This window comes from Bacillus sp. RCC_6_1, assembly GCF_041360755.1.
Taxonomy (GTDB): domain Bacteria; phylum Bacillota; class Bacilli; order Bacillales; family Bacillaceae_G; genus Bacillus_A; species Bacillus_A cereus.
Genome location: NZ_JBFUPV010000007.1, coordinates 185,804 through 206,350 on the forward strand (window position 1 = coordinate 185,804; position 20,547 = coordinate 206,350).

Below are 20,547 nucleotides of genomic sequence, written 5' to 3' on the forward strand. Positions count from 1 at the left end.
TTATTTAAAGGGGATTACGCATATGAACAATATTAATATCGGTGAAAAAATTATGATATTTAGAAAAGGTGCTGGATTAACTAGTAAACGGTTAGCTGAATTAGCTGATATAACACCTTCCATGTTAAGTCAGATTGAGAAAGGAATCACGAATCCATCCTTACAAACACTAAAACTAATTTCTGCAGCATTAAATATTGCTTTATTTAATTTTTTCTTAGAAGATACCATTACAGAAGAATTAGTTGTAAGAGCTAATCAAAGAAAAAAAATAACTTTCCCTGAAAGCGGCAATGTTTCGTATGAGTTATTATCACCTAATTTAGATGGATCACTGGAATTAGCTTTAATGAATCTGTTACCTCAAACCGCTTCTTCTATGGAGCCTATGGCACATAAAGGTGAAGAAATAGCATTTGTTATGGAAGGACAAGTAAAACTATATCTAAATGATGAGGTTTTACTTCTTAACCCAGGTGATAGTGTTAAAATCCCACCATACGTAAAACATAAATGGGAAAACACTTCTTTACACAAAGTCACTGTTATATTTGCAGTAACCCCACCATCTTTTTAATTTCAAGTACTAGCGCATAAAAGTTAGAGAAAATAATTCTCTAACTTTTTTGTGTACATAACTATATTTAAAAAAGTAAAAAACTTGTCTCATAATTATATGTCATTTAAATCTAAACGATTATGAGTAGTGAAAGAGACCTTTCTAATTACATACTTAATTTACTTTTTAATGTCCAGTATTTTTCTCCAGTAGTGTCAAAAGAGAATTCCACCCATCCATTTGGATCTTCACGATAAATAAAGATGTTTGTTCCACGAGTTACTGTACCAACTTTATTTTCCTCGACTGCTACATCTGATTTACTTTTAATTTTTAAGGTAAATGGATACGGTACATGGTAATAAGCAGCTGTTGATACAACATTTGCTGTTGTCCCATCTTCATACATGTTATATGGAATTTTATTAGATAACGCTTCAACATCTAATGTTTCAGGATTTTTTGGTAATTTTTTTGCAGATGTATAGTCTTCCGCACGGAAAGGTTTAATACGTTCCATAATATTTGCAATTTTTCCAGCCCAGCCTTTGTCTGATGCATATTTTACGTTCATACCAGCTAATGTTGGTCCATTATAATGCATGCCATCTTCTTCTAAATATCTTTCTCGTACATAATTGGCATTATAAGCAATACTGTCACCGTAGGTTGGTAAATATTTTGCATATTTAAACGGATCCTTATCATACGCGCGTAACCCAAATAAATTGTGTTTTCGATATGCGATTTCTGATTTTCCATATCCAGACTCTAAAATTGCATGTGCTGCTAAATACTGTGCATTGACACCGTATTGATTTTGCGCATTAATAAAGTCTTGCCCATGTCCAACTAACGGACTATCTGAATGGTATTTTGCAATAAAACTATCAATCTCTTGGGCTGTAATTTTCGAAGCCACTGTTAAATTTAAATCCTCATACGAAGTAGCAGTAATGATTTCTTTGTCTTTTAAACCATTATTTTGATTTTGTTGTAACATATCAGTTTTAGCAGTAAGTTGAGCGGCCTCGGCGCGTGTTATAGACCTATTTGGTTGCCAACCATTATCAGTACCATTGGAAATATTTAAGTCAATTAAAATATTGGCATACTTTTCTCCCCAATGCCCTTTTAAATCCTCAAATTTACTTTGGTCATTATTATTTGCTGTACCTTGTAATTTATAAGCATTTACTAGCATCGTCGCCATAGCAGCACGTGTAACTTTTCCAGTTGGATTGAAAAGGCCATTCCCTTCGCCTTTAACAATGCCAGCTTTTTCAGCTGCAGCGATATAAGGGGTAGCCCAATGGTTTTGTGCATCTGTAAAGGATGGTTTTGCATCAAAGTCAATTTGTATACCTAATACTTTTGTCATAATTTTCGTAGCGGAAGCTCTGTCTAATGAATCATGTGAACCAAAAGTTCCATCTGGATAACCAATTATGACTTGTTTATCCACTAAATAGTTTACAGATTGTTCTGCCCACTTGGGAACATCAGGAAATTTGTGAGTATCTGCAAATATATTAGATGAGTAGGATAGTAGACTTCCTGCAATAATTCCTGTAGCAATTAACTTGGATTTCATAAAATATTCTCCTTCTAAATCTTAATTTCTATCCATTTTCATGCATTTAATTTACATTATTCCTTTATTAAGAATTAGTAATAAAAAATTGCAATAAATGTTGGTGAGCTTATTGAATAATTAACTATATTGTTAATGGACAATATATATAAAGAGTTGCATAAATAAAGGTTCTTTCCCCAACAGATTATATAGAGAAAAGATTTTCTATCATTTTCTATCAATATGTATCTTTTAAAAATTTTTAAGCATAACTTACATTTGGTTCAACGATTTTAGCCGCCTGTATATAAGTGTCAATGAACAAATATAAGTTTATATTCAATTTTTTTAATTAAATTCAAGTTAGTTTTGTATACTTGTTAAACTAGTATACAAACTTGAAAATCAATCTCAATTAATCACGATTAATTATAGTTAAGTATACATTAATACGTCAACACCTTATTAATTTTCAGTAAACAAAATTAATTTATACTGATTTTTTATGTAAATATTGAACATTTTTGTAAAAGTTATTCATTGACACTCATACATATAAGTAACTATAATCGTTACACCAAATTGAATAGATGTCAGCAGCATCACAAACATATAAATATAAAAATAAAAAATCTCAATTTGGTAATACAATAGATTGGTAGAGGTGTGTATTTTTATGAAGCGCAAATTAATTACAACAGGTATCCTTGCAGGAGCTATATTATCTTATTCTTCTAATATTTTAGCGGATACTCACAAATTTCCTGATGTTCCCAAGTGGGCAGAGCAATCTGTAAACTATTTAGTGGATAAACAAGTCATAATTGGTTATCCAGATGGAACTTTTGGCTCAAACGTTACGTTAGATCGAGCTTCCGCTGCAACAATTATAACAAAAGCTTTAGGAATAGAAATCGATCCCAAAGCCAAACCTTCTTTTACAGACTCTCAAGACCACTGGGGCGCTCCGTATATTGCTGCAGCTGAAAAAGCTGGCATTGTTAAAGGCGAAGGGAATAGCATCTTCAATCCATCCGGTAAAGTAACTCGCGCTGCTATGGCGACAATGCTAGTAAATGCTTATAAACTACAGAATACAACACATGATAATGACCAAAGTAAATTTGAGGATTTAAAAGGACATTGGGGAGAAAAGTATGCCAATATTTTAATTGACTTAAATATTTCCAATGGTACGGATAACGGATGGCAACCAAATAGACTCATAACACGAGCTGAAGCCGCTCAACTTACTGCTAAAACTGATATGCTGTCAAGAGAAATGAATAGTGAATTAAAAGAAAAAGACTATACAAGTACTAATACTCTTCTAAATCAGCACCAAAAACTTTCAGGTAAAGTCATTGAAAAAACGGATGATGGATTGGTTGTTTCTGGTAAAACTTCAAGTGTATACGCTATTGTTTCTTCCCCTGAGGTACTTAAAGATATTAAGATTGGGGATACCGTTACCATTTATGCTCCTATGTTTATAAGCACAATACCAGGTGATCCAGCTACAGCTAAATATGCAATTGTTCAAAAAGAAAATGAAGAAAACGTGTTAAAAAAACAATATAAAATGCACACTGGAAGTGTAATCAATAAAACGAAGGAAACAATCCAAATTTCTAGTGAAGGCCTGACTGTTACTGCTGTTGTTTCTTCTGAAGTGCTTGAGGATATTCAAGTTGGAGATACCGTTACTATTTATGGGGCATCTTTTATGAGTAATATGGCAAGTGGTGAATTATCTGCTAAGGCTCCAATCATTGAAAAATTGGCAAGTAAGACAATGACTCCTAATACAAGTATAAATAAATCGAAATCTATATCAGAAGTCGATAAAAAAGAACAAAATGCTCTGGATCAACATCAAAAACTTTCAGGTAAAGTCATTGAAAAAACGGAAGACGGATTAGTGGTTTCTGGTAAAAACTCAAGCGTATACGCTATCGTTTCTTCCCCTGGGGTACTTAAAGATATTAAGATTGGGGATACCGTTACCATTTATGCTCCTATTTTTATAGGCTCAATACCAGGTGATCCAGCTACAGCTAAATATGCAATTGTTCAAAAAGAAAATGAAGAAAACGTGTTAAAAAAACAATATAAAATGCACACTGGAAGTGTAATCAATAAAACGAAGGAAACTGTCCAAATTTCTAGTGAAGACCTGACTGTTACTGCTGTTGTTTCTTCTGAAGTGCTTGAGGATATTCAAGTAGGGGATACCGTTACTATTTATGGGGCATCCTTTATGAGTAATATGGCAAGTGGTGAATTATCAGCTAAAGCTCCAATCATTGAAAAGTTGGCAAAATAAATATTAGGTTTCCAATGGGAAAATCCCCATACTAATAAGTATATAGATGCTATTTCTCTAATAACTATGGTTGTGTTAGTTATTTAAAATTGATATAAATTTTCTTTGTCTAAAACTAAAAACAAGAGGCTTCTTACAATTAAGAAGCTTCTTGTTTTTTGTATAAGTGAATGAGATTTATAATTATTAAAATGGAACATTTTATCCCCTATAAATCTATTTTTTTAGAATACTTCCATGGATATTTTATTATAAGCTAAGTAGTTTAAGGTTTCTTGTTCCTAGTTCAAAAAGTTTAGACGTTCATGTCACATTATTGAGACATGAACGTACCTACAAAATTTATGATAATGGCTATTTATCAACGAATGTTCATGAGATTTTAGTATAGAGATTTATGTCTTTCTACACTAGTAGCAAAACGTCATAATAAAAGTAAAAGAACCACCCAGACGTCTGCCAAACGTAAGAAAGGTGGTTCAAAGAAAAATAATTAAACTTTGCAATATACCACCTAAAGACAGCGGTTACAAATCAGACGGGATTTTACCAGCATCTCGTCTTTTATTATTATGCACATAGTTAGTGAGTTAAAACCTTTAATAAAAGGTTTATCTCTACACTCTCATTATACATTTTATCTCATTGGAGAACAATATCATCTTGTTTGGTATTTTTTATAATGAATTCTAGATTGATACTGCTTAAGACTTTTTTATTTTGGTGAGCTTTTTTCAACTATTTCTTTCTTTATATATGTCTTTTAATACCGCTTCATTTATTTTCAAATCCGATTTATCAACTAAATTCTTCTATATATAGGATTGTCCTTTTTATCTTTGCATTCCTTTTATGATAATTTGAGATGCATTGAGTTGGTGACTTGCACTACCTTATCAAAATTAATTAATTCAAGCTAATCCGAACATATCAGATGTAAATTTTTAATAATTTCCCTCTACAAATAAGAACTTCATTCGTTTCTGCATTCGCAAAGTAACAAGTGCACTATGTCACCAGTATGGCTTTGAGGATCTCTAGTTCTTCTATCTCTAAGTTTGGCTATCTTGTCGCTCAATAGACAAACGAATTGAATTTCATGGTAAAATAGTAAATGTTTTTAAATAAGGGGATGGAGGGGTTTCAAGTGAAACTTAGAAAGATTTTTATGATTTGTTTTTTATTTATATTCACATTAACTATTGTGACTGGTTGTAGTTCTTCACAAAGTTCTACAACTGTAAAAAATGGAAAGGCATCTTCGTCTTCGAAGAACGTGGAAATTGAAGTTGAAAATGCTGAGTACGTATTACCATTAAGTGGGTCAATAGGAGGAATAAATAAAGATAAAGTATTGAAATTCAAAGTGAGTTTGAAAAATAAAGGGGATGAAATGTTAGAGATATCACCTTATCTCTTTACACTATATCAAGGTGATGAAAAAATGAAGAAATATGATAAGGCTGATTCAGATAAATTACGTTTAATAGAATTAGAACCTGGTAAAAAAACATCGGGGATTCTCTACTATGAAGTGAATAAAGCCTCATCATATGAGCTCGTTTATTCCAATGAAGAAACAAAAAAAAGAGACGATGAAACAGAAAAAGTTTCTTTCAAAATTGATACACAAGAAATAGAAAAGAATACAAAAGACTTAAACAAACCAGCTGAAGCTCTAAAAACCTATATAAACGCTATTTATTATGATAAAGATATAGACAAAATTAATGAATTGTCCGGTGAAGATGGAAAACAATTTACTCAAAATATACATCAAGAATTTAAAAAAGATGCAATGTCCAGTACGCATAATGGAATTAGTGACCAGGAATTTGAAAGCTATTATAAAAAGTTAAAATCTGTACTGCAGGAAAAAGTTACATTTACAGTAAAATCAGTAGGTTCTTCTCCTGAGGAAGATAAAGTTGAAGTGGAATTAAAAGTAAAACCATTATTATTAAGCGAATTGCAACCAAAATTACATAAGGAAAATGAAAGATTGCTAAAAGAAAATCCAGGAATTGAACAGCCTAAATTATTTAGCCAATCGTTTGGTTACTTTATATCTATTTTGCCAGAAGCAAAAGTTTCAGATAAAGAAAAAGTAATAAAGGTTGAGATGGAGCGATATGGAAAAGAACAATGGCGTTTTTCAAAAGATAAAGTAAACGATTCAGAGGACGTAATGGAAATAATGGGAGAATTTTTAAAACAATAAAAAGATATAAGCGAAAACGAAGTTTGCAACAACCAAACTTCGTTTTTTCGATTTATAATGACTTACAACAACTTTTACCTCCAAAACGATAAAAACACAAACTTTCCATTTAGAGAATATTTTAAAATCTTAGCTTGATGGGCATGTGGGCCTGCCAACAAAACGCGAATTTCGTACGCTAAGGAATTATTAGGTGTCTTTTTTGATATGGGCCATCTTATAGTAATGCGATATCAATTAATAAAATGGATTATATAAATAATTAATTATATTTTCCATGTACCTTAACTGATATAATGTATAAGGCAATTATTGATTAATAGTACAGGGGGACATAAGTAATGATAGAAATAATCGCGGCACTAGTTTCACTAGTCGTACATTTTATTAGTTATCTCTTTTCAACAGGAGAAGACAAGAAAAAAGCAAAAGCAGATTTAAAAGAAATTGTTACTGGTTCTAATGGGAAAATGTTGGTAGGTTTTTTTGGAGGTGCAGCAGTTACAGGAATTGTTGTAGTCATTTGGATTTTATCAGAATAAACCTTTCAGTTATTTTAGCCTATATAACGTATAGGGCAGTTATTAGTTAATCAAGGGTATATATTTGTCAGGATACTTACGTTGGGAAGATTTTCAATTAGTTATGCTGCAAATCTGCTTACTTTTATTATCATATTGCTCTTGATGTCATATATTTTTGATCCTATTTATTTTTACCAGAATGATTTGCCTAACTTATTTGGATTCATTATAATTCTCATCATATTTGGTAGTATACTAGATCTTGTAGTTTGCCTAATTGGAGAATTATTATAAAGGAACATAAAACAATGTAGGAAGTTTCAATTTGAAATTCCTGTATTTATAGGAATAGTTGTTATCTATGTAGTTATACTCTCTCTTTTTACTATTACTAGGTCATATTCGTCTAGTTTGATTACGCCTATTATTTATAGGTTCCTTAGCTTTTTATTTAGTACGTAGAGAAATATAATTAAATTCCAATTACGAATTTCACGTCAATTAGTCTCTCATGTGGGGGCTAGTTTTTTTCTTAGCGTGGGGGTTTTCCAGAATAATGAAGATCCCCCTTTTAGAATTTTTATGGTCGATTTCTCAATATAGATATTATTGTTAATTGTAAAATGTATATGGAAATCGAAAGTTACATATACTACTATGAACAATAAGATATCTTGCAATATATTTCTCTTTGTGAAAAGATAAGATCCTACTATCCGATCTTATCTTTTTTATTTATTAATTTATAATAGGGATACCACCACATGACCATTTTCATGATTAGTTCGTTTTACTTTTAATACTGTCAGTTGCTTTTTTAAAAAGTTTCATTGCCTGTTCTGCTTTGTTATTTGCTTGTTCAAACTTACTATTATTTTGTTCTTCTAATGCTTCTGAAAGTAGTCGCAGAGCATCCCAGTAATTATCCATTGCCTGTTTTATCTTTTCCTGTTCAACTTCTAACTCTTTAGGTGCCTCAAGGTATTTCATGTCTCTTACGTGTGTTTTTGCTATATCCAAACTCAGTTGGATTTCACTTTTCTTTGACTCATAATCCTTTACATCTGAATGCCCTATATCTTGTATCAGTCTGATAACTTCATCCATCTTATTTGTATTTCCTACGATGGCTGCTTTGTATTTATCAACTTCTGAACCACTAACTTTTTCATTTAAATCATCCTCACGATGACCCTCTTTCGCATGTTTCTGGTTCTCTTCCTTTACCTCTTGCTCTACATCAGGGTATTTTTCGTTTATCCCATTAAATACTGTCTCCCATTTAGAAACACCATCATCTATCCCAAACATACCGTTTTGTATGATTTCTTTTGCTTTATCCTTATCATATTCACCATCATACTTACGGTCATCATACTGTCTAACTGCATCTTCTACTTTTATTAGGTGTTTTCTAATCTCTTCTACCCCTTCTTGTATTAAGAATTGGTAATCTTCATACTTTTTAGGTGGCTTGATTTTTTCAAAACGGTTTATATCCAAACTAATGTGACTAATTAAGGAATCTATCTCACCTATGTAGACACCCTCTTCTGTAAATAATTTATCAGTTTTCTTTTCTAGTTTTTTTAAATGATACTGGAATTCTAAGTGTAGTTCAGTCAAACGATAAGGGTAATCTTTTTCAGATACCTTTACCTTCTTTTCACCTTCCGTGTCTGATACATTTGATTTACTTTCTTTACTACTTGATTCGTCTTCCTTACTTCCCTGTTCATACTCAATTCTAGACAATGCGTTTCTTAGTTGGTTTTCAATGTGTTCATCACTATAGTGCAATTTCTTTAGGTCAGATACCATTTTATCTGCATCATAATACTTATCTACTTTTCTATACTCTGACTGTGTAAGTCCATATGTATTTAATGTACAACCTACTAGCATGAAACTAACACTTAACCCTGCTAATGCAATACCTTTGAAGGATCTATTCATATTCATTTACCCCTTTATATTTTCGTATTCTTTCTCCATCCATAGACAGTCCATTATGAAAGTTTTCATTATAAGTATTGTTTGCTATTATTGTTTTACTTTCCTCACTATCTGTTTCAGCCCTAATTCTACTCATTTACCGTTTCAGTATTAGGCTTCAATTTGGATTAGCATTGCAAAAAAGGACATACCTATTCTTATAATCGTTGACTATATATATCCTTTTATTATTTTATAGTGAAATAAATAATGAATCAAAGTAATTTTGTGAAAATTATACAAAAAACCCTTAAATTATCGTTTGCCCAACACTAGATAATCTAGGTAAAGAAAAAATACTAGAGAATATAGTAATGTAGTAGTCTTTAGTATCTTTTCATAGTATTTTAACGACTATGCAATATGGAGGGATAAAAAAAGGACCTCTTACGGAAAGATAAGAGGCCATCAAGAAGATAAAAATGTTGTATTTGAAACACGCGAGTTTCTACTTCACATTATAACATAATATATAGATTAATACATTTGTTCAAACTAAAAAGTTTACGATAAATACATTATGTAAATTAATGATTTTTGATCCTTTTGGATAAAAATGAACTTTGAAATTCATGTACTCATTCCAGATTCCACACAAGAGGAATGCAGAAAACGTACATGCAATGTGTATATTTGATTACAAGACGTGACATAGAAAGAAGGGTTTCTTCACTACACTGAAGGAGACTTTTAAATTTTCACAATATTAGTATTGTTAGAGATTATCATATATATTATTATAAATAATGTTATATTAGTAAATTTTGGTATTATTTTTTCCAGCTTGTAAACTATGATACTTGGAGGCGTTGTTGTGCGTAATAAATGGAAACTTGGACTAATGAGTACCCTTCTTGCCTGTACCACCTTTACATCTGTTGTATTCGCAGCAGAAAAACCAGTCGATCAACCCAAATGGGAGGAATGGTTAAACGGACATGCAAAAATATTAAATGAACCAACTTCCCAAACAAGAGAGGATTTATCATTTCTTAAAGAGGCCGTACAGGACAAGCGCATTGTTGTACTTGGTGAAAGTACGCATGGTGCAAAGGAAATCAATCAATCCAAAATACGTATGATTAAGTACTTACATGAGGAAATGGGATATGATGTGATTGCATTTGAAACAGGGCTTGGAGAAGCAGCAGCTGTTCAGCAAAATTTTGATAACTTAACCGCTACGGAAGCGATGAAACAATCTTTATACCCTGTATGGCAAACTGAGGAACTTGAACAATTATTTACCTATATGAAAGAACAAAAAGAAAAAGGGAAGCCACTCACATTAGCTGGTTTTGATATGAATTTGTTTTATAAATCTTCATTCCGCTCTTATGCAAAAGAATGGTTGCAAAAAGTAAATCCTGAAGTGGCGAGTGAATTTGATACAGCAGTGTCAGAGTTGATTGAACTGGATAGGTATTACAATAAAAATAAAACATATCCCTATGATCGATTTAAAATGGAAATACAGCCCGTAATTAACAAGTTTGAAAAGGTTAGAATGTTTATTCAGAATCATAAATCTGAATTGATTCTAGTTGCACCACATCCTACGTATGATGTGAATTTGTTTGAGAAATCAATCAGTATACGGATTGATGCGATTAAAACGCATCTAGATGCTGATATGAAAGTCAGAGGTGGCATCTCCTCACCTAACCTGACAGACTATTCTTTTTATATCCGAGATCAAAAAATGGCACAAAATTTCGCATGGCTCACTGAAATGCAATATAAAAATAAAAAAATTATTGTGTGGGGGCATAATTATCATATTCGAAAACAAAATTCAAAAATGATATTAGACTTTACGAAGGTGCAGCAATACAATTATGTTGGCCCAAATATGATGGATTATCTTCCACAGCGTATCAAAGACCAAATGTACACAATCGGTGTATTTGCGTATAGTGGAAGCAGTTGGGATGATGTTAATGAAAATGTTATTCCTGTACATAATGAACATGAAGAACAAAGCGTTGAAAAAATCATCAGCACTGTAGGAAGTCCCCATGTTTTCGTTAACTTAAAAGGAGAAAGTAACCGACCAGAAACTTCATGGATGTTTACTCCTACTGCAGCAAGTTATTGGGGAAATAAATTAAAAGAAGAAATCATGATTCCGACAGAACAATATGATGGCATTCTATGGTTAGAAAAGACGACTCCTTCTGTACTGAAGTAAAAAATAAGAGCCTCCGATAAATTAATGGGGGCTCTTTTCTATTCATATTCTTTTATTCAATTACCGGATAATTTGTTAAACAACATCGACTCCTCACATCTCCCATTATTCAAATTCAGGTTCCTTCTTATCTTAACAGTCATTATGTATACTGAAACCATACATTATACCAGTGCCGTACGTCTCACATGATTCGAATTTAGGTTCATTTGTCATTGACTTCACTTCCTATTCCATCTTATTATTCCTACCTGCTCTTTCCTCATCATTGTATATAGATTCTTCTGTACAAGAGAAAAAAGAGGCATTCTACACAAGTATGATACCTGCTATAGAATGCCTCTTTTTTCACAAATTTATATTACGATTAAACTTTCACAATGTTACTTACTGCTAGGATTTTACGCTTCTTTTAATCTTTCAAATGTAGACGTATTAGTTCCCATCTTTGGCACAAATACTTAATGTCGTTACCTTTAGCGCCTGCTTCTCTTGGTGAGACATAAATAAGTAATCCTGTAATGTTCCTTTAAAGACCTGAACCCCGTTCGAGTATGCGATAACAGTTTTATCAAAATTTAACGATGTAAGTGTAGACATTAAGTTTTTCACTTTATTTGTTCACTCCTATTTTCCATTCAGATTTTGTAATGGTTCCGTCAAAGTTGTATGTAATCTCTAATTGGTCATAACCACTCTTATAGATATGCTTCGTACTCGTTCCATTTGGCTCAGTAGCATCTGTCCAAGGTAGGTTACTATCATCTATCTCACGAAATTTTACACCCTCCTTAGCTACTTGTAACATGTCCTTACTAGCCCATCTCGAAAGCTTCGGTTTAATTAGTTCTTTGTATGTCTCCTGCGCTTCTGAACTTCCAAGAGAATTGAGATTCGCATATGCTTTCTTTTCTCGGGTTGCATATTGCTCCTCTTTGAGTGTTTCCTCTTCAGATTTCTCTGGCTCCGTATCTTGAATTGGCGTCTCTTCCACTTTCTCAACAGGTGTTTCTTCAGCGATATCAACTTCTGCAGGTTTTTCCTTAGGTGGATTCTCAATCGCATCTAGTTTAGTCGTCAGCTTAATGTAATTAGTTTCTAGTTCATCATACTCTTTGGCTAATTTCTCTGACTTTTCTCGATAAAGTTCTACTTGTGACGATAATCTATCGGTTTTTTGGTTATAACAAGATGTCAGCCCGAAGAATAGGAAAACTACTGCCCCATACTTTGCAACAGTCTTTCCTTTAATAGATTGTACTTTCTCAGCAATTTTTGATTTCTCTGATTTCATAATTTGTAATCTCTCCCTCTAGTTACTCGATTATCTATTTATGACGATTTAGTTACATGTAAAATTTTACATGACTAGACATCAGATGTCCAGTTGACTACCCTAGACAATTAGTCATTTTTTTATTTAAGCTTTTAATGTAAAGATACAATTCACGTATTTCACCACTGTTTAATGACTACAGCGTGTTTCTAACTTAATGAGGTCTGACCGTATTCCAATCAACCTAACACTTTATAGTGCCCTAAGAACGAAATTTTTTTAGTAGAAATGATAGCGGTACATTATTAATTACATGAAAAAGTCCCGATCATATCGATAATTTTATTAGCTATACATATTTTCTTGGTTATTTCAGATGTAATCTAAAAAAGAAAACCCCGTAAAAAGTGATGCTTTTTACGGGGTTTGAAAAAGAGTATAATTATTTTACAGTTAATCAGATGTCCTAGTGAGCTGAAAAGCATATGAAATATAATATGGGATAGTATCGCTGGATTATGTTTAACGATTCGCTTATCGAAAATAACAACCTTATTATTTCTTTACGGGGTCCCACCAGCTGATTTGATTTGGGTATCTTGGTTTTTAAAAAAGGCACTTGAAAGAGGGCTTTTATAATTTCTCAATAACTGAAACTACTTAATGCAGTAAAATAATAATTGGATTGGCACCCAATTCTATATTAAGAAGGTTCAAATCGCAAGAAGGCACCTTTGGTGCCTTTTCTTTATACAATTTTATAATGTATTATAGATGTTTTATAGTGCTTGAGCGTGATATTATTCAAGTTTTTTCGTAGAGAATGCGTAAATACAAACAAAACCAGTAATACATCTTTTCTGTGCCGTACTGGTTTTGTTTAAGATCATCTTAAATTGTAGCTAGTTCACCGAGATTGCAAATTCCGATTTCGGTGCCCCAGCGAATACGATTGTTCCGTTCTTCGGCAGTTTCACCATGTTATTGCCACTCACGATGGTAAAGTTGACGCAAACTCCCTTCTCATCATACACCGCAAACGAACCTTTTGACGGCAACGTCACGGTAATCATTTTCTCTGTTGCCGCTTGCGGGATTGTAAACCATTTCGCATGCCCATTTTCTCCCAACGTAACTTTGGATGATTGGCCTATATCAATCGGTTTTACATTAGATTCACTTACGTATAATAACCCAGCCATCTCCATATATTCATTTTCACCTTCTGTATAGAAGTTCGTTTCCGTCGTATCACGGCCATTCATCACGGGAATTTGGAGTTGATGCGTTGCGGTATTCGGACCTGTAATTTTTCTACCATCCCAATAGCCTGCTGGGCCTTTCTTGCGATTAATTTGTGTAGTAAGAAGTTTTGGTTGAACGAGATATTGAATAGAACTAAATTTCTCGTTTACAAGATAGAACTTGACACCTTCCCTCTTTGCCCATGCAGCAGCGGTTTTCTTCGATAGCACGTTGTCTTCTAGTTTCTCAGCTAAATAGTGGGTCATCACACTTTGCCCTAAACCTGGATGCGATTTATATGCGCTCTCCTTCAAATAAGTTCTTCCATTCTTCTCGGTTACGAAGTTGAGCTTGGAGGTACCCTCCTCATTAATAAAACTTCCATCAGCAGTATATACATATTTTTCTTCTCGATTAGATGGTAAGAACAGTTCTCCGTTGTTCGTAATTTCAATTTTAAAATGGGTTTCGCTATTGCCATAAAATCCTGCTTTCTTTGCTACGCCCTGAGGCATTTTGACTTTGACCGGCTTGCCAAAGGATTTGTTTGGCTTGATGTCCTTAATAATACCTTTTTCTTTAAGTCTGGCGAGTAACAATTCAGTTGCCATTAGTTGATTTATAGAGCTCCGTCCACCAGATGACAATACAGCCGCTGCTATTTTCTGTTCTGGTAGCACGACTAATATAGCATGTTGCAATGCCGTATCACCGCCCTTGGCCAAAGCTTTAATCCCATATTCACTGAATGGGTATAGGTTCACACTATCCCAGCCAAGACCATAGTTAAAAATATTATCTCCAGTCCCCGGCCACATTCCTTTTTTATATTCCTCTTGCTCCATTTCCTTGACCACCTTATCAGAGAGGATCCCTTTTCCCTGCCCCATAAATAATTGTGAGAATTGCACCATATCTTCTGCCGTAGAAGATATGCCTCCCGTACCAATTACATTCACCGATTCACTTGGAAGTTGTCCTTGGTACGCCGGAAAATATAGTCCAGCCCGATTTTCATCCCTCCATTTGTCCCGCGGCGTTTTCGTATGATTCATCTTTAAAGGCCCTGTAAAGCTTTGATGTAAAAATTCAGTAAAACTCATACCACTAACTCTTTCCACCAAAATTTCGGCCAGCGTAAAACCATCGTTACAGTATACCGAGAAAGCACCAGGGTCCGCCTTCAAGTTCTGATTGGATAATTGCTGCAACAAGGCATCATGGGCATAGGTATCATTATCGTTAAATAAAAATGCATTACCTAACGTAGAACCTTGCAAGCCAGAGGAGTGATTCAATAACATTCGCGGTGTAATGCGCTTGTACCGACTGTCTTTCATCTTAAAATCAGGAATATAACGGGCAACGGGAGCATCCAAATCAACTTTTCCTTCGTCGACCAATTTCATTACAGCCGCTGTTGCATACATTTTACTGACTGAACCAATCCCATATAGAGTATCTTTGGTTAGCTGCTGTCTCCCTTCCATATCGTTCTTGCCAGTCTGACCCGACAAAATAAGTTTTCCATTATCAATTAGCGCATACTGCACGCTATTCGCTCCATGGGACTTTGTAAGTAGCTCCGCCTTTTCTGCTGCAATCTTCTTCAGTTCCTGACTAGCTAATTCTTCACCAGCTACAATTGTAGTCTCACTTTCAGAAAATGCTTTCGCTCCTGTTGGTAGAATCATAGTTACCGCTAATGCAGTGGCTAACACACCAGTTAGCTTATTTTTCATCACGGAATTACCTCCTTAGATAAGTGACCGTTTTCATCATTTGTTTGTTCCACTATGAAAATATGATAAATTTTATCCATTCTCCCCTTTGACCTACTTGCTAAATTCAGCAAGTAAAATATTTTTAAAAGGATCAGGACTATCAGCTTTAATACTGTTTAAATTGACGGCCAATGTATGCTTGCCTCCAAGTGTGCCCCCAGCAAAAGTTAAAAAGCCAGGAATGGTTCCTCCATGCCCCCATATCGATTCACCGTTTGAAAGCTTCATTTTAAAAATTCCAAGCCCGGAATCACCAAGTTCATCTACTCCTGTAGGGACTGTTGTAAGCATTTGCTTTAGTTGCTGTTCTTTTAGTAATTTCCCCCCAAGTAAGTAAGAAAAGAATTTGTTTAAATCATCAGCTGTTGAAATCATATCACCGGCAGAGCTCCCCATACTTGGGTTATAATAAGTAACATCTTTTGGCTCACTTGCTCTGTCTAATTGGATATATCCACGGGCATGCTTGGTTCCTGGAATCACACTTGAATTCCCAGGTAAGAATGTATTCGATAATTCAAGTGGTTCAATAATACGTTTTTCAATCTCTTCCGCATAACTGCTCCCAGTTATTTTTTCAATTAGGATCCCTAGTAATACGTATCCTGTATTTGAATACGACCAGCTCTTTCCTGGAGCAAAATCTGGAGGCATGGATATTCCCATCTTTACTAATTCTTCAGGAGTATAGGATCTTTTTGTATCCATCATATTAAAATCCTTTGACCTTGTGTAATTAGCGATACCACTTGTGTGATTCAATAATTGCCGGATAGTAATCTGTTTATCATCATATCCATTTCCTTGAATGACACCAGGTAACCATTTTTCAATAGAATCGTCTAAATTCAAGCGGCTTTCTCCTGCTAATTGAAGTACAACTGTTGCAGTGAACGTTTTTGTCACGCTGCCAATTCGAAAACGAAAATCTGTTTTCATTGGTTTCTTAGTATTTAGATCTGCTACCCCAGCTGCATGACTCCATGTTTTTCCACCCTCAAAAGTTTTAACAAGTATCCCTGGATATCCAAGTTGCAATGTATCCCGCATTGCCTCTTTGACAGAATTACGATTCCTTTGACTGTTTTTTTGTAACGAATTAGATACATTTTGAATGGACTCTGCTTTTACAATTGAGGTTGGAGTTGTATATAGCAGGGAACCTCCAGTTATTAAAAGGGCTAAACCTGTAAATGTAATTTGACGGTGCTTTTTCATCAAAATATTCCTCTCCCCTATTTATATCGTATAGATGTTTTTTGCTGTTTTTTAACTAATCACACAGCTTACATCTTACCCAAAGACAAAAGAGCGCTATTGAATTTGTAATCATTCTTATGCCCATTATTTCACAAACAAATTTCTGACCTGAAAATGGCCTATCCTTTTTTACATGTATGTTAATCTTTGTAATGTCTCTTTTCTTCCATACAAGTCTTATTAATTGATTTATTTTTTCATATAAATTTACAGTATTTGTTCCTCCTCTCACTCTTCTATACATTTTAATCATACACAATGAAAATCTCTTTTTTCTTACCTCTTCCTTACAAATTCCTTACGTTCAAAATAACTTTCATAAAAACAAAGAAACTGGAATTTTTGGAAATGAAATGAAATTCAAACGCATCTAATATATGATAAAATTATATATATACATAAATACATTTACATTTTTATATGATAGTGTTATCATATAATTAACCAAGAAGTATCCAACAAATTATTATTAATCACTACATTTTCTTTCAGAATAAGTCAACTTATAAAAAGACACTATATTATACATAGTGTCTTTTTATATGCTCTAATATTAATTGACCATAAATGGGTTTATATACAATTGAACGCTTCACGCTCCTTGAGGAAGGAGCCTCCTTAACTAAAGTGATAAAAAATACTAACAATCTTATTGTTTATTTACAGCTTATTACGTCAATAAAGAAGATAAAGGGTTTGTTGTTTCCATTCCTAAAAATCTTAATTTTTAAATAAAAAAAGAAAAACACTCCCGAGAGTGCTTTTCTTTTTAACAAATATCAACTATACTGTTTTTACTAGGAGTTGATTTTAGAATATGATCTCCTAGGCTTAGATAATACTTTTTATTTAATAAACCGCAAAATTGGCTGATTTTGTGGTTTATTTTTATGGGCGATAAAATTTAACATGGCCACCATCACGATCGAACCAACCTCTAAATGCCCAGTTAATCCATCCACCATCACCTTTATTCGTGAATTCCCCATCCTCAAATACCCAAATTCCAAAAGTGATTCCATCATATACTGTTGTTCCAAAGAATTTAACACCGTTAAAACGATCCTCATAGTTTTGGTTTAAGTTAAAAACCATAACATTATAACGTTGACCTGCAGAATAAAATGTTGATTCCATTACACCTTTTACAAATCCTGAACGATTAGTTTGACTATTAATAGCATTCCTAATCAAATTAGCGATACCTAATACATCTATACTTACATCTAAATTCGCACTAGCTTTTGCTGCATTTGGTAACTTAGACTCTACAAAATTAGTAGGTAATTCAGTAGATAGATTAGTAGGAATATTAGTTTTAGCAGGAGAGACCTCAGCTGCACTTGCATCTGTTGGCGCAAACGCCCCCAAACCTCCTAAACCGATAGTTCCGGCTAAAGCAATGTTCACTAACTTTTTCATTTTTTTCATAAAAAAACCTCCTTTAAATTTTTTATAAGGTATTAATCCTTACACCTCAAAGTATATATTCCTTATACAGAAGAGGCAAATGATTTAATTGAAAAGAAAATAAAGTTTTAATAGTCTAAAAATTAATAAATATGCAAATAAAACTATTATAAATGCATATAAACAACTGAATTTAATAGATATATACATTAAAAAGAATGAAAAACCATTAACTGAATTTTTTGTAAATAAATGAAAAAACTTTTATTTGTTTTAGTGCCTTAGATTCTTATGGAAGAAATACTTTCATTGTGTACAACGAGGTAGAGTCACATCGCTATCAAGCTAAAAGGTTATACAAAAACTCACAGAGAAATATACTAGAGCATTTGATGAAAAAAAGAGCCCTCATAAGTTGCGTCATACATACGCAACTTATCATTATAATGAAAATAAAGATTTGGTTCTGTTGGAAAATAAAATGGGGAATAATTCGATGGAAACTACATCTCTTTATACGAATATTGATGATACTAAACTTCGAGCTACAATTGAGCGTTTAGAACAACGTCAATTAGAAGAAAGTGATGAAATTGATACATGACATGAATTATCTCTCTAAGGGATAAGAATTTAATATGTTAATCTATCACTTTTATAAAATCCATTGTATTTTATAAAAGTGAAGTGACCCCCGAAAGTTAGACAGGTCGTTTCATTAGGCAGCCTCTAGGGTATGAGCCCGGTATTGTACTGGGCTCATACCCTTTAATTTTGCCTTAATTCTTTTATGATTATAGTATTCTATATACTTTGCTAATTCTTGTTTGAAATGTGTTATACTTTCAAATTCTTTTCGATACAGAAATTCCGATTCATGATACCGAAGAAATTTTCAATAACGGCATTGTCATAACAGTTTCCTTTGCGAGACATACTTTGAGTTATGCCACAATTCTTAAGAGAATGACGGTATTGTTTCATTTGATAGTGCCAACCTTGATCAGAGTGAATGAGGTGTTTATCCGGATCGGTTACACAATAAAAGGCTTGGTCCAACATCGTTGAAACAAGGGAATAGGTCGGTCTTGAACCAATTGTATACGTGATAATTTCACCATTAAATAAATCCAACATTGGTGATAGGTATAACTTCTCCCCAAATAACTTAAACTCCGTAATATCTGTAACCCACTTTTCATTTGGTTTTTCAGCTTGGAAGTTGCGATTTAAAATATTTGGCGCAATTTTCCCAACTGTCCCTTTGTAAGAGCGATATTTTTTCATGCGAACCAGACATTTTAACCCTAATTCTTTCATAAGGCGATACACTTTTTTATGATTTACTTTGTGTCCACGATTCATAAGTTCATCACGAATACGACGATAACCATAACACCCATCGTGTTCATTATAAATAGCTTGAATCAGTTCTTTTACCTACGCATTTGGATCAGGACGATTAAAACGTTTCATCCAGTAATAGTACGTACTACGTGAAATGTTTGCGAGTTGAAGTAACTCCTTGATAGGAAATTCATGCCTTAACTCGTAGATTACTTGCGCTTTGTCTTGTTTGGTGATTTTTCTTTGTTTTGAACTAAGGCATTCAACTTTTTTAAATATGCATTTTCCATACGTAAACGCTCGTTTTCCGCTTGTAAGGCTTCGATTGATCCTTCATCTACTGGTTTTATTTTTTTATCTTTCATGGTTGGACGCCCCTTTTTCTTTGATTGTAGGGCATCCAATCCTCCTGTTTCATAAGCTATTTTCCATTTCCGAAGTATTTCATAAGACGGTATATTGAAAAGTGCCGCTGTTTCTCTGATAGATGTCCCGTGTTCATTCATATAATAAAGTACATCTAGTTTATACTGGGCTGGGTAGAATGTATAGCACTTTTCAAAGGCTTTTTCACCTGAAGACTCATATCGTCTAATCTACTCACGAAGTACGCTAGGGTTAACTCCTATAGATTTAGCAATTGTTTTTCCACTTTCTGTACCATCTAAATATCGTTTCACCGCTTGGATTTTTTCTTTTGAAGAAAATTTAGCCATAAAAAATGCACCTCCAATTGTTAGGCTGTGTCTAACAATTGGGGTGCACTTCAAAGAGATACAGTGGCTTTTTATGTATTTGATAAAGAGAAGTGCATATTCTCTGTTCGTTAAATA

General features: G+C 33.5%; 12 protein-coding genes and 3 pseudogenes. 7 read left to right on the forward strand and 8 right to left on the reverse strand.

Annotated elements, in window-relative coordinates; all coding sequences use genetic code 11:
- The first annotated feature begins 22 nt into the window (after positions 1–22).
- Positions 23–577: a helix-turn-helix domain-containing protein gene (locus tag AB6801_RS20260; RefSeq protein WP_061663976.1), complete on the forward strand. Its 555-nt coding sequence runs from the start codon at positions 23–25 to the stop codon at positions 575–577.
- A gap of 148 nt (positions 578–725) precedes the next feature.
- On the opposite strand, the gene AB6801_RS20265 is transcribed toward AB6801_RS20260, so the two are convergent.
- Positions 726–2,153 carry an S-layer homology domain-containing protein gene (locus tag AB6801_RS20265; RefSeq protein WP_087948230.1) on the reverse strand — a complete coding sequence of 476 codons (1,428 nt, stop codon included), beginning with the start codon at positions 2,151–2,153 and terminating at the stop codon, positions 726–728.
- Positions 2,154–2,811: 658 nt separating this feature from the next.
- Here AB6801_RS20265 and AB6801_RS20270 point away from each other — a divergent pair.
- The 4 genes and pseudogenes from AB6801_RS20270 to AB6801_RS20285 all read left to right on the forward strand — a co-directional run bounded on the left by AB6801_RS20270 (position 2,812) and on the right by AB6801_RS20285 (position 7,678).
- Positions 2,812–4,461: an S-layer homology domain-containing protein gene (locus AB6801_RS20270; RefSeq protein ID WP_087948229.1), complete on the forward strand. Its 1,650-nt coding sequence runs from the start codon at positions 2,812–2,814 to the stop codon at positions 4,459–4,461.
- Positions 4,462–5,575: 1,114 nt separating this feature from the next.
- A complete protein-coding gene (locus AB6801_RS20275) occupies positions 5,576–6,682 on the forward strand; it encodes a DUF5105 domain-containing protein (RefSeq protein ID WP_097850599.1) in 1,107 nt (368 codons plus the stop codon).
- Between the two features lie 341 nt (positions 6,683–7,023).
- Positions 7,024–7,224: a hypothetical protein gene (locus AB6801_RS20280; RefSeq protein ID WP_065845900.1), complete on the forward strand. Its 201-nt coding sequence runs from the start codon at positions 7,024–7,026 to the stop codon at positions 7,222–7,224.
- An 81-nt stretch (positions 7,225–7,305) separates the two neighbouring features.
- Positions 7,306–7,678 (forward strand): annotated as a pseudogene (locus AB6801_RS20285) (hypothetical protein).
- 308 nt (positions 7,679–7,986) lie between these two features.
- On the opposite strand, the gene AB6801_RS20290 reads toward AB6801_RS20285, so the two are convergent.
- On the reverse strand, positions 7,987–9,168 hold the full coding sequence (locus AB6801_RS20290) for a DUF7018 domain-containing (lipo)protein (protein ID WP_065845899.1): 1,182 nt from the start codon (positions 9,166–9,168) through the stop codon (positions 7,987–7,989).
- An 847-nt stretch (positions 9,169–10,015) separates the two neighbouring features.
- Here AB6801_RS20290 and AB6801_RS20295 point away from each other — a divergent pair.
- Positions 10,016–11,392, forward strand: a complete 1,377-nt coding sequence (locus AB6801_RS20295; RefSeq protein ID WP_140337487.1) for an erythromycin esterase family protein — start codon at positions 10,016–10,018, stop codon at positions 11,390–11,392.
- Between the two features lie 435 nt (positions 11,393–11,827).
- On the opposite strand, the gene AB6801_RS20300 is transcribed toward AB6801_RS20295, so the two are convergent.
- The 5 genes from AB6801_RS20300 to AB6801_RS20320 form a co-directional block, all read right to left on the reverse strand.
- On the reverse strand, positions 11,828–12,004 hold the full coding sequence (locus tag AB6801_RS20300; protein ID WP_153600683.1) for a hypothetical protein: 177 nt from the start codon (positions 12,002–12,004) through the stop codon (positions 11,828–11,830).
- A 1-nt stretch (position 12,005) separates the two neighbouring features.
- On the reverse strand, positions 12,006–12,686 hold the full coding sequence (locus tag AB6801_RS20305) for a hypothetical protein (protein ID WP_087948227.1): 681 nt from the start codon (positions 12,684–12,686) through the stop codon (positions 12,006–12,008).
- Between the two features lie 884 nt (positions 12,687–13,570).
- Positions 13,571–15,655: a serine hydrolase domain-containing protein gene (locus tag AB6801_RS20310; protein ID WP_087948226.1), complete on the reverse strand. Its 2,085-nt coding sequence runs from the start codon at positions 15,653–15,655 to the stop codon at positions 13,571–13,573.
- 93 nt (positions 15,656–15,748) lie between these two features.
- Positions 15,749–16,915, reverse strand: coding sequence for a serine hydrolase domain-containing protein (locus AB6801_RS20315; RefSeq protein WP_087948225.1), 1,167 nt, complete (start codon positions 16,913–16,915; stop codon positions 15,749–15,751).
- Between the two features lie 930 nt (positions 16,916–17,845).
- Positions 17,846–18,388: a hypothetical protein gene (locus AB6801_RS20320; RefSeq protein WP_000738326.1), complete on the reverse strand. Its 543-nt coding sequence runs from the start codon at positions 18,386–18,388 to the stop codon at positions 17,846–17,848.
- Positions 18,389–18,722: 334 nt separating this feature from the next.
- Here AB6801_RS20320 and AB6801_RS20325 point away from each other — a divergent pair.
- Positions 18,723–18,971, forward strand: a pseudogene (locus AB6801_RS20325) (tyrosine-type recombinase/integrase); the annotation flags it as partial.
- A 114-nt stretch (positions 18,972–19,085) separates the two neighbouring features.
- On the opposite strand, the pseudogene AB6801_RS20330 reads toward AB6801_RS20325, so the two are convergent.
- Positions 19,086–20,430, reverse strand: a pseudogene (locus tag AB6801_RS20330) (IS3 family transposase).
- Between the last annotated feature and the right edge of the window lie 117 nt (positions 20,431–20,547).

Excerpts from the sequence above, each read along its gene's own strand:
- AB6801_RS20270 (WP_087948229.1), top strand. The coding sequence starts at position 2,812 with ATGAAGCGCAAATTAATTACAACAGGTATCCTTGCAGGAGCTATATTA.
- AB6801_RS20265 (WP_087948230.1), bottom strand. The coding sequence starts at position 2,153 with ATGAAATCCAAGTTAATTGCTACAGGAATTATTGCAGGAAGTCTACTA.
- AB6801_RS20280 (WP_065845900.1), top strand. The coding sequence starts at position 7,024 with ATGATAGAAATAATCGCGGCACTAGTTTCACTAGTCGTACATTTTATT.
- AB6801_RS20315 (WP_087948225.1), bottom strand. The coding sequence starts at position 16,915 with ATGAAAAAGCACCGTCAAATTACATTTACAGGTTTAGCCCTTTTAATA.
- AB6801_RS20305 (WP_087948227.1), bottom strand. The coding sequence starts at position 12,686 with ATGAAATCAGAGAAATCAAAAATTGCTGAGAAAGTACAATCTATTAAA.
- AB6801_RS20260 (WP_061663976.1), top strand. The coding sequence starts at position 23 with ATGAACAATATTAATATCGGTGAAAAAATTATGATATTTAGAAAAGGT.
- AB6801_RS20320 (WP_000738326.1), bottom strand. The coding sequence starts at position 18,388 with ATGAAAAAAATGAAAAAGTTAGTGAACATTGCTTTAGCCGGAACTATC.
- AB6801_RS20310 (WP_087948226.1), bottom strand. The coding sequence starts at position 15,655 with ATGAAAAATAAGCTAACTGGTGTGTTAGCCACTGCATTAGCGGTAACT.
- AB6801_RS20290 (WP_065845899.1), bottom strand. The coding sequence starts at position 9,168 with ATGAATATGAATAGATCCTTCAAAGGTATTGCATTAGCAGGGTTAAGT.
- AB6801_RS20275 (WP_097850599.1), top strand. The coding sequence starts at position 5,576 with ATGTTTTTAAATAAGGGGATGGAGGGGTTTCAAGTGAAACTTAGAAAG.